Genomic DNA, 13,454 nt, shown 5'->3' on the forward strand with positions numbered 1-13,454 from the left:
CCGGCTGTCCGGTCATCCGGTGCGCCGCGGCCCCGCCGCGGATTCCGGCGGCCGCCCCGCGTCCGCGGCGAACCGGGCCCGGTATCCGGAGAGGGTCAGCCCCTCGAACGGGCCGGAGGCGAACGCGAAGAGTGCCTCGATGTCGTCGTAGAGCGCCTCGACGCTCCGGAAGGTCCGGAAGTACGGGCTGCCGCCCGGCATCAGCTCCGAGGAGTGCAGCATGAACTCGACGTGATCGCGCCCGGAGTGCAGCGCGCGCCTGGCGAGTTCGATCATGTCGCGGCGGTTCCTGCCGTTCGGGCGCATCCAGGTCGTCGCCGGCCAGAGCCTGCCCGACGCCCGCCGCGCCGGGCCGCTCCGGGACAGCAGGGCGCGCGCGCGTTCCACCACGGCGCCGTACCGGCGGACCGCGATGGTCATCGGCACCTCCAGCAGCGGCGACCCGCCCGCTCTGTGCAGTGCTTCCGGGTCCACGAAGTACGGCTTCTCCGGGAAGCCCGTGTAGTCCTTCGGGCCGCGCCCGCCGGGTGCCCCCGAGGTGCCGCGCCAGGAGATGTGCGGCGTCACCGAGCAGTCGGCCAGGTACCCGTGCTCGACGAGGATCCGCGCGTAGGTCTCGTCCAGCATCCACCGCCCGGCACGGTGGCTCACCGGCGCGATCTGGAAGGTGTCCTCCAGGACCCTCGTCGCGGTCGTCACCTTCGCCGCCATCACGTGCTCCGGATAGTCCGTCAGGAACGGCTTGTGGCGGTGGTCCGCGCCGGTCAGCGGGAGGATCGGCGGCGTGGTCCAGGCGTGCAGGTGCATGCCGATCTCGCCGCGGCCGCGCTCCAGCACCGCACGGCCGAACTCCTGGAACGCCGGGCTCGTGGCCATGGTCCAGTCGACCAGATACGTCGGAGGCAGGCCGTACCTGTCGCACAGCGCCTGGAAGCGGGGCAGGAAGGCGGCGTTGCGCGTCGCGACCGTGGCCGAGCCGCTCCAGGCGTCGTCCTCCTCGACGTCGATCGTGATGATGAACGCGGGGCGCCGCCGGGCGCCGTTCCCACCGGTCCCCGCCGCGCGGGCCGCCTGCCGGAGGTCAGACATCGCAGCGGTAGAGGAGCAGGTGCTTGTCGTCCTGCCAATCGTGACGCCGGTCGATCCGGACGCCGAAGCCGTCGAAGATGCGCTCGATCCGGCCCTTCTGGTCGGGGAACTCGTCGACCATCACGTACCTGACCCGCTTGGCGGCGAGCAGCGAGCGCGTCTGGTGCTCGATCCACTCGTCGGGCATGTAGTGGAACCAGCCCAGCGCGAGCAGGAGGTCGATCTCCCGCACCTCGTGCCGGATCAGCGCGTCGAAGCTGCCCACGGCGAACTCCGCCCTCGGTCCGCGCGCCCGTCGCAGGAACCGGGCCCAGGCGATCACGCCGCGGTCGACGTCGAACCCCAGCCTGCGCGTGGCCGGCACCCGGGTGAGGATGTCGCCGAGACCGCACCCCACCTCGACGGCGACGTCCAGCCGCCCGGGCACGGCGCGGGCGAGCTCGACCGCCATCTTCTTGTAGTTGGTGGTGTGAAATCCCCGCAGGTGCCATCGGTCGCCGCCGAACACGAGCGCCAGGGGGAACTGCAGCGCCTTCCCCGCGAGGGCCTTGGCGACGTTCTGGGCTCCATGCCGTCGCGCGACCTCGATCTTTCTGTTGAGCCGTTTCATGGCGGTCTGCATCACGATCCCCCTGCGTAGATCCGATATCGAGGTCAGAACGTGTAACCGCGTTCGCCGAGGTGCGGTCCGAGAGAACGGTTCAGCAGCGCCAGCTGGCCGGGTGTGAGGTCATGACGGAAGGCCTCCACCTGCCTGTTCTCGAACCTGTGACGGCCGAAGCAGCGGTCGAAACGGGACGTCCACGGCAGGCCGAGGAACTCCAGGACCATGGTCATCTGCTTGCGGGGATCGTCGACCAGATCCTCGTAGCGCACCTCGAGCCACTGGTCGGGGGGAACGCTCATCCGGGCGTGCTCGTACGCGTCCATGAGGATCTTCCAGCCGATCCCGGCCAGATGGATCATCGACCGCCCGTCGCGGTCCCATTCCTCGGCGTACGCGTCCGGCAGCGGCCCGTAGTGCCAGCCGCACGGGCCGAGATGTCCACGCCACCACGGCATCTGCGTCCACGAGCTGGCCACCGCCCGCCCGTCCCGCAGGATGTGCACGAAGCGGGCCTGGGGGAAGACCTCGAGCAGAAAGCCGACGCGGGGCCAGCCGGTGAACTTGTGCACGTAGTGGTCCACGCCCTCGCGCGCGGCCCGATCCTCGAAGAACGTGCTCAGCCGCCGTGCCAGCCACGGCGTGACGTCGGCCGCCACCAGCTCGCGGAACGGCTCGACCACCAGCGGTGACACCTCGCGGGCCAGGGCCGTCTGCGCCTCGCTCGGCCGCACCCGCTTCGGCGGGAAGCCCGGCCGCGACCACTGGTGCATGGCCGCGGCCAGCCGCCGGAGCGATGGCGCGAGCCGTCCGAACCGATCGTCGAGATTGGTGGGGAAACCGAGCAGGGGATGCTGCGTCAGCACCTTGTAGAGCAGCGTGGAACCGCAACGTCCCGTGCCGAGGAGGAAAGTGAGGTTCAGGCTCCCCGGTGGCTGGAACGGATTCACCGTCGCGACCTGGCTCCGCGCTGTGGAGGGGGTGTCTTCCATCACAAGATCTCTCCCACTATCGCGGCGCCTGCACATTCCAAGGAAACATAGGTACACCTGCGCCGGGCGATCGCCCACGGCGCTTCGGCGGAGTTTCCGAATCGCTGCCATGTTCATAGTCACGGTTGACCGGACGGTCCGAATCGTCCGGCCGTTCCGCAGTGATGGGTCAGTCCATCCAACCCGTGCGTTCCCGAATCCGCCCATAACGTCTCGCCGCCTGCCGGGGGCCTCGGTGACAGGCCGTTTTCTGCGGCATTCGCGGTCGCGGGCAAAGAACCGGCAACAAGACCGCCGCGCGCATATTCGAAAGGGCGTCCCCCGGAGCCCGCCGACAACAATTGCCGCATGGCCCACACCTCGTCGTTTCCCGGCTCCGAGAGCCGGTCGGAGTTCTTGGTCGCCACCGCGCCGATGGAGGTGGGGCCGGGCGGGCGCGGACCGTCGCCGAAACGGCCGCCCAGGGTGCGGGGGTGGTGGGCGCCGGCCCTGTCCGGGCTGCTGGTGGCCGTGGCCGTGGCGGCGTGGTTCGGCACCCCGGGCCGGGACATGGCGTTGTTCTGCGCGTATCTGGCGCTGGGTGTGGCGTCGCCGGGGACGCTGCTGGTCCGTGCCGTGTACCGGGGCCGGCGTACGGTGGCCGAGGAGGTCGCGCTCGGCCTGGCGGTGGGATACGCCCTCGAAGTCCTCACCTACCTCCCCGCCCGCGCGCTCGGGGCGCCGCGGCTCGTCCTGGCATGGCCGGTCGCCACCTACCTGGTCTTCCTGCTGGTTCCCGGGCTGCGGCGGTTCTGGCGGAGCGGCGCGCGGGCCCGCGCGCCGCTGCGGTCGTCCTGGGCGATCGCGGGCGCCTTCGCCGGGCTCACCGTGTGGAGCGCCGTCCCGTTCTTCCGTAACAACGCCCTGAGCTGGCCGGCCATGGGGGCGGGCGACTACGACGAGCCGTTCCATCTCGCGCTGGCGGCGGAGTTGAAGCATCACATGCCGCCGCGGACGCCGATGGTGGCGGGCGAGCCGTTGCTGTATCACTGGTTCGCCTACGCGCACGTCGCGGCGTCGAGCTGGGTCACCGGGGTGGAGCTGGTCGTCCTGGTGCTGCGGCTCTCGATGCTGCCCATGCTGGCCGCGTTCCTCGTGCTGATCGCGATGACGGCGCGGCGGGTCGCCGGGTCCTGGGGGATCACCGGGCCGGTGCTCGCCGGCACCGTGTTCGTGGGCACGCCGAGCCTGTACCTCAGCTCCACCATGGTCTTCGGCTGGGGCGGGGTCCAGTCGACCGCCTGGCGCAGTCCCACGCAGACCTTCGGCGCCTTGCTGTTCGCCGCGCTGGCCGTCCTGGTGCTGGACCAGCTGACCCGGCGAGCCGCCGGGAGGGCCGGGCCGCGGGCGCCGCTGCCGGTACGCGAGCAGGCCGGGCTCTGGACGGTGGCCGCCGTTCTGATGGTGGCCGTGATGGGGGCCAAGGCGGTCTTCCTGCCGTTGCTGCTGGCCGGGCTGGTCGCGGTGATCGCGGTCGGGGCGGCGCTGCGGCAACGGCCCCGCTGGCCCGGCCTGCTCGCGGCGGCGATGACCGTGGCCTGTACGGCCTACGCCCAGCTCGTTCTGTTCGGGCATGCCCGCCAAGGCATCCTTCTGTCTCCGGTCTCCGCCATGCGCCAGCGCTGGCAGGAACTCGGCGGGCAGCCCGGCGCCGGCCCGCTCTGGCTGCTCGGCGCCGGCGCGTTGCTGGCGTTGTGCCTGGCGTTCGCCTGCTCGGGAGCCGCCGGGCTGCTGGCGGACCGGCGGCTGCTCGCCAGGCCCGCGGTGGTGTTCATGCTCGCCATGGCCGCCGCCGGCCACGCGGTCACCGTGCTCTTCCACCACCCGGGCTACAGCCAGTTCTTCTTCCTGTTCGCCGTCTACCCCTACCTGGTCATCGTCAGCGTCTACGGCGCCCGCACCCTGCTGCGCCGCGCGCGCGTTCCCGCGTGGGCGACCGCCTGCGCCCTGGTGACCGCCGTCCTCGCCGTCTGCCTGGTCGCCTTCGCCTGGCACGTGACGGTCCCCCTCGCTCCCGGCCGGCCCGCCATCACCCTCTTCCTGCCCTACCTCACCGTGCTCGCCGTCGTCGCCGTGGCCGGCGTCGTGCTGGCCGCGACCCTCGGACGGCTTCGCGCCACGGCCCTGCTGACCGCCGCCGCCACCGGCGTCGGCCTCACGGCCTGCGGATACGGCCTGATGCTCTGGCTTCCCGGTAAGGCCGCGGCGAAGGGCCTCGGCAAGGTCGGCCACGCCGTGGCATCGGAGTCCGCCGCGGTGCCGGAGGGCGCCCTGGCCGCGGCGCGGTGGCTGCGCGACCACTCCTCGCCCGATGACCTGGTCGCCACCAACTCCCATTGCCATTGGGGACGGCGGGACCCGTGCGACGCCGGTCAGTTCTGGGCGGCGGCGCTCACGGAGCGGCGCATCCTGGTCGAGGGCTGGCGCTACACCGCCCGGGCCAACGACCGGTGGCGGCCGGGCCAGGACTACCGGTACCCGCCCTTCTGGGACCGGGAGCTGCTGCGCCTGAACGACACCGCCGTCAACGCCCCCACCGCGGCCTCCCTCGGCGTGCTGCGCGACCGCCACCACGTTCGCTGGCTCCTGGTCGACCGGCGCCTCACCGGTTCCGGCGCCTCTCTGGACGCCCTCATCGGCCTGCGGTTCCGCTCCGGCGACTACGCCGTCTACCGGCTGCCGGACCGCTCGTGAGCGTCCGGCTCGCGCACGCGTGAGGGGCGCCGGCCGGCCAGGACGCGCCCGGCGAGAGGGGCGTCGCCCGCCGCGCGCGCCGCCGCCGACAGCGAGACGGCGATCTCGGGCCACCGCGGGAGCAGACACCGCGCCGGCGTTCCGGTGGCCCGCAGGAACCATCCGCACTGCGTGCAGGCCAGCGCCGTCAGGACGACGCCTGTCACCGCCGCGCATCCCGTGGCGCCCCAGCGGGGGATGAGCAGCGCGTTGAGCGCCACGTCCAGCACCAGCGTGCCGACCGACATGGAGGTGACCACCCAGGGCCGGTCCAGGCGCAGCAGGAAGATCCAGATCGGCCGGGCGACGCTCGCCGACACGATGCCGGGCGCGAGGCAGAGGAAGGGGAGCACGCTGCCGCGGAACGCGTCCCCGTAGACGAGCGGGACGAGCGCGGACGCCAGCGCGCACAGGCCGCCGGCCGTGACCAGCGCCATGACGATGGCCGCGCGCACCGCGCGCAGCGTCACCTCGACCGCGCGCTCGTGGTCTCCCTCCACCTGCCGGGGCATCGCGACCTTCACCAGGGCCTCGACCGGTATGCGCGCCAGGTCGGCGAGCGTGGTGGCGACGGCGTACAGCCCGGCCTGGCCGGTGGACGAGAACGCGCTCACCATCAGCACGTCCACCCGGGGAAGCAGTTGCGTGGAGACGAGGCCGAGGTGGTAGCGCAGCCCGACGCCCACGGTGCGACGGGCCAGCCTGTGGTCGAGATCTCTCAGGCGCGGCCGGAGCGCGTGGACGAAGTAGACGACGGTGACCAGCTCGTACGCCGTCCACAGGGCGAAGGCCACCTTGGGCGTGAGCCATCCCGCCATCGCCGCGGCCATCACCGAGGCGCACCACAGCAGGCAGCCGATCATCGTGCCGTTGTTCAGGATGCGGGCCCTGTCCCGCAGCAACGCGATGCCGCAGAGGTACTCCCACACGATGAGGATCGGGACGGCCGCCAGCATGACGGCGGCGCAGGAGGAGTTCCATCCCGAAAGGAGCATGACGGCACCGACGACGGGAGCGGTCAGCACGCCCATGAGGAGGCCAAGCACCAGGGCGTTCGCGGTCAGCGCGGGACGGAGCCCGGCGTCGGCCCACAGGACCACCTGCCCCTGCTCGGCCGAGAGCCCGCCGAGGACCAGGCCGGCCCAGGCGATGGCGATCAGCACCGCGTACTCTCCCCGTCCTTCGGCGAGAAGGGTGCGGGCGGTGATCACGCTGACCACGGCCGAGGAGGCGGTCACGACCCCTCGGGCGGCGATGGTGTGGACCAGGGCCCTCGCCGCGCCGGTCATCCGGCGGCCGCCCCTTCGCCCGGGCTGGCGCTCATTTTCCGACCTCCGGCTCGCGTCGACCGCGATGCGGGCGTGCCGAGCCGTATATTCGGCGAGGGCATCGGGCCTGAATTCGGCCAGCATAGCGAAATGGCGCGCCGATACCGGCCCGCCGCGCTCCCGGTGCGGCGCCCCCGGCGAATTCGTCGCATTCGGCCTTTTGAAGTGGAAGGCGGGATATGCCGGTTCGCGGACGGTCACTTCACCGGCGGGCGCCACGTGGCAGGCCAGGTGACTGCTTGAGCAAGAACTCCCCAAAGCGCGGTCATTCGGCGGCGCGGCTCCGGCCGTCTCGGTGTTCATTGTTTTCGTGAGCACAACAGATATGACGGCGATCCCGTACCACCGGGCATTCGTCGCGGAAAACCAGCTCGGCCATGTCACGGAGGCCATGTACGGAGAATTGTCCTCCGGATACGGGCCGTTCGGAGAGAGGGCCGCCCGGCTGCTGCGGGAGATGACGGGAGCCGGGCACGTGGTCCTCACCACCTCCGCGACCACGGCCCTGGACCTGTCCGCGCTCCTGCTCGGCGTCGGCCCGGGCGACGAGGTGATCGTCCCGTCGTACACGTTCGTGTCCTCGGCGAGCGTGTGGGTGCTGCGCGGCGCGGTCCCGGTGTTCGTGGACTGCCGTCCGGACACGCTCAACATCGACGAGGAGCTGATCGAGGCCGCGATCACCGGGCGGACCCGCGCCATCGTGGTCACGCACTACGCCGGCGTCGGCTGCGAGATGGACCGGATCACCAAGCTCGCGGAGCGCTACGGCCTGGCGCTGGTCGAGGACAACGCGCACGGGCTGGGCGGGTCCTACCGGGATCGGCCGCTCGGCACCTTCGGGCGCCTCGGCGCGCTCAGCTTCCACGTGACGAAGAACGTGCAGTGCGGCGAGGGGGGCGCGCTGCTGGTCGCCGAGGACGCCCTCGCCCGGCGCGCCGAGATCATCCGGGAGAAGGGCACCAACCGGCGGGAGTTCTTCCGCGGCCAGGTGGACAGGTACCGATGGGTGGAGATGGGCTCCAACTTCATGCTCGCCGAGCCGCTCGCGGCGCAGCTGGTGGCACAACTGGAGTCGTTCGGCGAGATCCAGCGGCGGCGGCAGGACGTGTGGCGGGCCTACCACGAGAGCCTGGCGGCGTGGGCACACGACAACGGGGTCGCGCGGCCGGTGGTCCCGCCGGAATGCGCCCACCCGGCGCACATCTACCATCTGCTGCTCCCGGACATGGCCAACCGACAGGCGCTGATCGCCCATCTCGCCGGGCACGGCGTGCAGGCCGTCTTCCACTACTTCCCGCTGCACAGCTCGCCGGCCGGGGAGAGGTACGGGCGGACGGCCCCGGGCGGCTGCCCGGTCGCGGAGAGCGTCGCCGACCGGCAGGTCCGGTTGCCGCTGTACCCCGGCCTGGAGGAACGGGAACTGCGGCGCGTGATCGACGCGGTGACCTCCTACCGGGTCTCCTGATGGGCCCGCGCGAGGTGACGGCCGTGCCGGCGGCGCGGACGCTGGCCTCTCCGCTCGAGACCGCGCGGTTCGGACGGCCGGTGGAGCGGCTGACGGTGTGCGGCGAGAACGATCCGCCGTTCCCGGCGGTACGCGCGGCGATCCTGGAGTCGGCGGCCGATGTGATCGTCCTTCGGTACCCGGCGGAGCGGGTCGACTGGTTCGCGAAGCTGCTCACCACCGGCCGCACCGTTCTGCTGGCGGACTCCCTGGTCCACTGGCGTCTCGCCGTGGGACGAGGGCGAGGGGCGCCGCCGGCGCCGGGCCTGTGGACGGGTGCGCTCGGCGACCCGGAGGCGGCGGGCGCGCTGGTCGGCGAGATCTTCGCCGGGTACCGGAACCACTATGCGGCCGATCCGCTCTTCGACGCGTGCGACCTGCGGGAGTGCTACGCGGACTGGACCCGGGGGCCGGTCGCCGCGGGAGGCTGCCTGGCCCTGTACGGTCCGGGTCCGGGGGAAGGGGAGTCCCGCGTGATCGGGCTGGCGACGGTGGCGGACGACGGACCGGCGACGGAGATCCTCCTGGCCGGTGTGGTGCCGGGGGAGCGGGGACGCAACCGGTACGCGCACCTCCTCGCGGCCGTGGAGGATCGGGCTCGTGCCCGCGGCGGCACCGAGGTGGTCATCTCCACCCAAGGCCACAACACCGGTGTGCAGCGGGCCTGGGCCAGGTACGGGTTCGAGCCGGTACGAACCCTGTTCACCGTTCATCTGGTGCGGAGGGGGCTGATCCCGTCCTCGTGAGCCCGCCGGGGCCGGCCGGAGACGGGACGCTCGCCGCCGCGCCGTAGCCGATCCGCTCGCGGACCACGTACGTCGGCCGTCCCATCCCGCCCGTGTGGATGCGGCCGACGTACTCCCCCAGGATGCCGATGGACATGAGCTGCGCCGAGGAGAACAACGTGATCATCGAGCAGATGCTGGTGAACCCGGCCACCGTGGTGGCGCCCACGGCGAAGCTCCACAGGACGGTGGCTCCGAGGACCAGCCCGACGACCCCGACCAGGAAGCCGAGATAGCTCGCCACGCGGAGCGGCAGGGCGCTGTAACCGAAGAGCATGTTGGCGGTGTGACGGCACAGCATGCGGGGGGTGTAGTTGGAGGGGCCGTGGTCGCGCCGGTTCATGTGCACCTTGACCGATCCGACCCGCGTCGTGGCCCAGGAGAGTACGACGTCGATCGAGGCGTGCGGCCCGGTGAGCCCCTCGAATCCCTGGCGCAGGTGCGTGCGGAAGGCACGGAAGGCGCTGATCATGCGTGCGGTGCGGACGTCGAGCACGCCCGCCATGGCGGCCTTGACCGACCGGGACGCGAGGCTGCGCAGCGGCCCGTGCTCCTCCTCGTGCGGTACGCCGTACACGAGGTCGAGGCGGTCGCCGTGGAGGGCGGCCAGCAGGAGCGGAATCTGCTCGGGCGGATGCTGCAGGTCGTCGTCCAGCGTCACGATGACCTCCAGCCGTGCCTCTCTCACCCCGGCGAGCAGCGCGTTGTGCTGGCCATAGTTGCGGGACAGGTGCAGGGCGCGCACGGGCCCGAACCGGTCGGCGAGCCTCGCCGCGACGTCCCAGGTGTCGTCCGGGCTTCCGTCCACCACCAAAATCACCTCATGCGGCACGGACATGCCGTCCAGTACGGTCATGAGCCTTTCGAGGAGTTTCGGCAGCGTGCGCGCGGAGCGATAACACGGGACGACCACCGACACTGACATTCAATTCCCCCGTTGTTCGGCGTTCACGGTGCGCATAACGATTACGATGTTCGGGACGTGACCGTCCTTCATCGGTTCGGGGGAATCCGAATGGTCGAAACCAGACAGCGGGTCGGCCTTGACCGAGGCGCCGGTCCCAAAATAGCCGAGCTCGTCCGGATGCCCGGCGGCCACCTCATCACATACCTCACGGGGGGCGCCGTCACGGCTCTGCTCTACTACGTCATCTTGGTCGCCGGATTGCGGGTTCTTGGCCGCGGCGTTCCCTATCTCTACGTGGTGGTGGCGAGCCATTTCCTGACCGTGGTGATGGTCTATCCGTGGTACCGGCTGGTAGTCTTTCCCGGCGGGGGGGAATCCTGGATCGCCGGTTATCTCCGGTTCTATGCGGTGGGCATCGGATTTCTGGCCTGGTCCCTGGCGGGGCTGCCGGTCCTCGTGGAATGGGCCGGTCTGCCGATACTGACGGCGCAGTTCATCCTGATCGTGACGAGCCTGCCGCTGAATTATGCGATGAATCGCCTGTGGGCGTTTCGTGACCGCGGGCGGTCGTGACCTAAGGATTCGATGAGCGATGAAGGCACTCGTACTCGCCGGAGGCAAGGGGACGCGGTTGCGGCCGCTCACCCACACCTCGGCCAAGCAACTCGTTCCCGTCGCCAACAAGCCGGTGCTGTTCTACGGGCTGGAGGCGATCCGTGACGCCGGCATCACCGAGGTCGGCATCGTCGTGGGCGCCACCGGTGAGGAGGTGCGGGCGGCCGTGGGGGACGGGTCGGATTTCGGTCTCGCGGTGACCTACCTCCCCCAGGACGCGCCCCTCGGCCTGGCGCACTGCGTCCTGATCGCCAGGGAGTTCCTGGCCGACGACCCCTTCGTGATGTATCTCGGGGACAACTTCCTGGTGGGGGGGATCACCGGGCTGGTCGAGGCGTTCGGACGGGGCCGCTACGACGCGCAGATCCTGTTGACCCCGGTGGCCGAGCCGCAGTACTACGGGGTCGCGGAGCTAGGGCCGCGGGGTGAGATCCAGGCGTTGCAGGAGAAGCCCGAACATCCGCGCAGCAACCTGGCGATCGTGGGCGTGTACACCTTCTCTCCCGCCGTTCACGACGCCGTGCGGGCGATCAAGCCGTCCGCGCGGGGCGAACTGGAGATCACCGACGCGATCCAGTGGCTGGTGGACAACGGATACGGCGTCCACTCCCACCTGGTCAGCGGCTACTGGAAGGACACGGGCCGGCTCCAGGACATCCTGGAGTGCAACCGCATCGTCCTGGAGGCAATCGAACCGGACATCGCCGGCACGATCGACGCGCTGAGCGAGACGTCGGGACGAGTGGTCGTGGAGGCCGGCGCGGTGGTGGAGAACTCCGTCCTGCGCGGGCCCCTCGTGATCGGGGCGGACACCAAGATCGTCTCATCGTACGTGGGGCCGTTCACGTCGATCGGCCGCGGCTGCGAGCTGCGCAACGCCGAGATCGAGTACTCGATCGTCCTGGACGGCTCCTCCGTGGACGGCGTCTCGCGGATCGCGCACTCGCTGATCGGGCGCAACGTCCAGGTCAGCCGCGCGGCCGGTGTCGCCAACACCCACGAGCTCATGGTCGGCGACCACAGCAGGATCCAGGTGAAGGTCTGACGGTGTGGATCCGTCCGGGATCGGGCGTGCCGGCCGGCCGGGAGACCCGGATCGGCCGGCACGGGGCCGCCCGGCCGCGTTCGCGCGAACGGACCGGGCGGGCTCATCCGTGCGCGCTCCGGCTCACGTGGCGGTGGGCGTGAACACCACGTCGACCCAGTAGTTCGTCGACTGGAAGGTGCTGGTCGGGAAGGCGTTCGTCGTGCCGTAGACGTAGACGCCGTTGCCGCCCTGCGCGCCGTCCGCGAGAGCGAGCAGCGGGTCGTTGTTGTACTGGAGGGTGAAGTACGGCCGGGTGACCGAGTAGTACCCCGTGGGGCTCAGGACGCTGGCGACATAAGTGGTGTTCGCGGTGACCGCGACGGGCGACGCGAAGTTCACCTGCTGCCAGCCGGAGGCCGTCTCGCCGGCGAAGGTCGCGCTGGCCAGCAGCGTCCCGCCGCTCGTCCACAGGCTTCCGACATGGGTCCCGGTGTTCTGCGACCCCTTGTAGAACCGGACGCCGCTGATGGTCCCGTTCGTGTTGGCCTGGAACTTCACCCCGAGCGCGACCGCCTGGGCGTCCTGGTGGGACGCCACCGCGGGAGTCGCCGTGCTGCTCCACAGGCTCGCGGAGACGTTCTGGTTGAGGATGCCCGACTTGCTCGGCGCGAAGTGCACGAGCGCCTCGCTGGCGAAGACGTCGCCGCCCAGGTAGACGGCCTGGATCGGGTGGGTTCCCACCGACAGGGACGAGGTGCTGAAGGTGGCCACGCCCGAGGAGTCGAGGTAACTCGAGCCGAGGGTCGTCGTTCCTTCCTTGAACAGCACCTGGCCCTGGGGGATCAGCGAGCCGCTGACCGCGCTCACCGTGGCGGTGAAGGTCACCACCTGGCCCCGCGCGGTGGGGTTGGCCGACGACGTCAGGGCCGTCGTCGTCTGCGGGTCGTTCGGCAGGGCGACGTGGGTCGCCGGGCCGGTGGTGGTGCCGTCCAGGATGACGTTGGCGTTGAGCGTGAACAGCCGGCCGAAGACGGACGCGCCCGGGAAGGCCCGCGCGGAGTTGGCCGCCATGACGGTGCCGCGGAAGGTGGAGTTGACGCCGAGGGCCGCCGAGTCGGTCGCCTGCCAGAACACGTTCTTGGCCTGCGCGCCGTTGATGAGCGTGATGTTGCTCACCGTCGCCGTGGTGAGCGTGGCCGACTTGAAGATGAAGACCGAGTCCGGCTCACCCTGGGCGTCGAGGGTGAGCGTCCCGGTGATGGTGAACGCGCCGCCGGTCGGCGTGTAGATGCCGGGCCCCTGAGTGGTCCCTCCGAGTTCGGCGGCCACCGTGGTGACCGGCGTCCGGCCGGCGATGTCGTTGTAGGCGGCGACCATGTCGGACTTGGCCGTGGCGGCGGTGGCGTCACCGGCGTGGATCGTGCCGGTCACGGTGCCCGGCGGGAAACCGGTCACCGTGCCGCCCGGGCTCACGCCCAGGTCTCCGGTGACCGCCGTCAAGTTGTTGTTGTTGACCGCGGATCCGGCGAGGACCGCGAACGTGGCGGCCGTGCCGAGGTTCACCGGCGCCCGCCGTGCCGCGCCGGCGGCGAGCGGTGTCGCGAGGAGGGCGGCCGCCGTGAGGACGGCCGTGAGCGCCGCCGTCAGCCAGGTACGACCGGTATTCGGCCGGGGAACCCGAAAACGAGTTCTGTGTATCATGAAGTGATCCTTTATCCCCAATATGGAGTGGTGCGGCTTATGAATAAGTAGCCGCCGTCACTGATTGTGATCACGCCACCGGGAGGCGATATGCGGGGCGCGCCCGGTGGCCCGGTAAAGGGCGGTGAAT

The 13,454-nt window shown here is 70.9% G+C and carries 11 protein-coding genes; 5 read left to right on the forward strand and 6 right to left on the reverse strand.

Features of this window, described 5'->3' with window-relative positions:
* Nucleotides 1-12: 12 nt before the first annotated feature.
* From DQ384_RS20185 to DQ384_RS20195, 3 genes are read right to left on the reverse strand one after another with little or no spacing between them, the layout of a single operon-like run.
* A complete protein-coding gene (locus DQ384_RS20185; RefSeq protein ID WP_114030418.1) occupies nucleotides 13-1,089 on the reverse strand; it encodes a polysaccharide deacetylase family protein in 1,077 nt (358 codons plus the stop codon).
* On the reverse strand, nucleotides 1,082-1,711 hold the full coding sequence (locus DQ384_RS20190; protein ID WP_114030419.1) for a class I SAM-dependent methyltransferase: 630 nt from the start codon (nucleotides 1,709-1,711) through the stop codon (nucleotides 1,082-1,084). The genes DQ384_RS20185 and DQ384_RS20190 overlap by 8 nt, the downstream gene beginning before the upstream one ends.
* A 32-nt stretch (nucleotides 1,712-1,743) precedes the next feature.
* The gene (locus DQ384_RS20195; protein ID WP_181871304.1) at nucleotides 1,744-2,685 is read right to left on the reverse strand and encodes a sulfotransferase family protein; all 942 of its coding nucleotides are present in this window, start codon (nucleotides 2,683-2,685) and stop codon (nucleotides 1,744-1,746) included.
* A 348-nt stretch (nucleotides 2,686-3,033) separates the two neighbouring features.
* Here DQ384_RS20195 and DQ384_RS20200 point away from each other — a divergent pair, with 348 nt between their 5' ends.
* On the forward strand, nucleotides 3,034-5,418 hold the full coding sequence (locus DQ384_RS20200) for a hypothetical protein (RefSeq protein WP_114030421.1): 2,385 nt from the start codon (nucleotides 3,034-3,036) through the stop codon (nucleotides 5,416-5,418).
* On the opposite strand, the gene DQ384_RS40475 is transcribed toward DQ384_RS20200, so the two are convergent.
* Nucleotides 5,394-6,746: a lipopolysaccharide biosynthesis protein gene (locus DQ384_RS40475; RefSeq protein ID WP_181871305.1), complete on the reverse strand. Its 1,353-nt coding sequence runs from the start codon at nucleotides 6,744-6,746 to the stop codon at nucleotides 5,394-5,396. The two genes, DQ384_RS20200 and DQ384_RS40475, sit on opposite strands and share 25 nt — an antisense overlap.
* 349 nt (nucleotides 6,747-7,095) lie before the next feature.
* On the opposite strand from DQ384_RS40475, the gene rffA reads away from it, so the two are divergent.
* Together rffA and DQ384_RS20225 are read left to right on the forward strand one after the other, a co-directional pair.
* Entirely contained in the window at nucleotides 7,096-8,250 is a 1,155-nt protein-coding gene (gene rffA / locus DQ384_RS20220) for a dTDP-4-amino-4,6-dideoxygalactose transaminase (RefSeq protein ID WP_245966631.1), read from the forward strand.
* On the forward strand, nucleotides 8,250-9,035 hold the full coding sequence (locus tag DQ384_RS20225) for a GNAT family N-acetyltransferase (RefSeq protein ID WP_114030425.1): 786 nt from the start codon (nucleotides 8,250-8,252) through the stop codon (nucleotides 9,033-9,035). The genes rffA and DQ384_RS20225 overlap by 1 nt, the downstream gene beginning before the upstream one ends.
* On the opposite strand, the gene DQ384_RS20230 is transcribed toward DQ384_RS20225, so the two are convergent.
* Nucleotides 8,992-9,999, reverse strand: coding sequence for a glycosyltransferase family 2 protein (locus DQ384_RS20230; protein WP_114030426.1), 1,008 nt, complete (start codon nucleotides 9,997-9,999; stop codon nucleotides 8,992-8,994). The two genes, DQ384_RS20225 and DQ384_RS20230, sit on opposite strands and share 44 nt — an antisense overlap.
* Nucleotides 10,000-10,089: 90 nt before the next feature.
* Here DQ384_RS20230 and DQ384_RS20235 point away from each other — a divergent pair, with 90 nt between their 5' ends.
* Together DQ384_RS20235 and DQ384_RS20240 are read left to right on the forward strand one after the other, a co-directional pair.
* On the forward strand, nucleotides 10,090-10,554 hold the full coding sequence (locus DQ384_RS20235) for a GtrA family protein (RefSeq protein ID WP_114030427.1): 465 nt from the start codon (nucleotides 10,090-10,092) through the stop codon (nucleotides 10,552-10,554).
* Between the two features lie 19 nt (nucleotides 10,555-10,573).
* Nucleotides 10,574-11,641, forward strand: coding sequence for a glucose-1-phosphate thymidylyltransferase (locus tag DQ384_RS20240; protein WP_114030428.1), 1,068 nt, complete (start codon nucleotides 10,574-10,576; stop codon nucleotides 11,639-11,641).
* A 123-nt stretch (nucleotides 11,642-11,764) separates the two neighbouring features.
* Here the strand turns inward: DQ384_RS20240 and DQ384_RS20245 are convergent, their stop codons facing one another.
* Nucleotides 11,765-13,324: a DUF4082 domain-containing protein gene (locus DQ384_RS20245; RefSeq protein WP_114030429.1), complete on the reverse strand. Its 1,560-nt coding sequence runs from the start codon at nucleotides 13,322-13,324 to the stop codon at nucleotides 11,765-11,767.
* Between the last annotated feature and the right edge of the window lie 130 nt (nucleotides 13,325-13,454).

It is taken from the genome of Sphaerisporangium album (genome assembly GCF_003323745.1).
Lineage (GTDB): Bacteria > Actinomycetota > Actinomycetes > Streptosporangiales > Streptosporangiaceae > Sphaerisporangium > Sphaerisporangium album.

Bases quoted from the DNA above. Each gene is read 5' to 3' on its own strand.
- DQ384_RS20195 (WP_181871304.1), bottom strand. From the start codon at position 2,685: ATGGAAGACACCCCCTCCACAGCGCGGAGCCAGGTCGCGACGGTGAAT.
- DQ384_RS20190 (WP_114030419.1), bottom strand. From the start codon at position 1,711: ATGCAGACCGCCATGAAACGGCTCAACAGAAAGATCGAGGTCGCGCGA.
- DQ384_RS20245 (WP_114030429.1), bottom strand. From the start codon at position 13,324: ATGATACACAGAACTCGTTTTCGGGTTCCCCGGCCGAATACCGGTCGT.
- DQ384_RS20200 (WP_114030421.1), top strand. From the start codon at position 3,034: ATGGCCCACACCTCGTCGTTTCCCGGCTCCGAGAGCCGGTCGGAGTTC.
- DQ384_RS20230 (WP_114030426.1), bottom strand. From the start codon at position 9,999: ATGTCAGTGTCGGTGGTCGTCCCGTGTTATCGCTCCGCGCGCACGCTG.
- DQ384_RS40475 (WP_181871305.1), bottom strand. From the start codon at position 6,746: ATGACCGGCGCGGCGAGGGCCCTGGTCCACACCATCGCCGCCCGAGGG.
- DQ384_RS20240 (WP_114030428.1), top strand. From the start codon at position 10,574: ATGAAGGCACTCGTACTCGCCGGAGGCAAGGGGACGCGGTTGCGGCCG.
- DQ384_RS20235 (WP_114030427.1), top strand. From the start codon at position 10,090: ATGGTCGAAACCAGACAGCGGGTCGGCCTTGACCGAGGCGCCGGTCCC.
- DQ384_RS20225 (WP_114030425.1), top strand. From the start codon at position 8,250: ATGGGCCCGCGCGAGGTGACGGCCGTGCCGGCGGCGCGGACGCTGGCC.
- DQ384_RS20185 (WP_114030418.1), bottom strand. From the start codon at position 1,089: ATGTCTGACCTCCGGCAGGCGGCCCGCGCGGCGGGGACCGGTGGGAAC.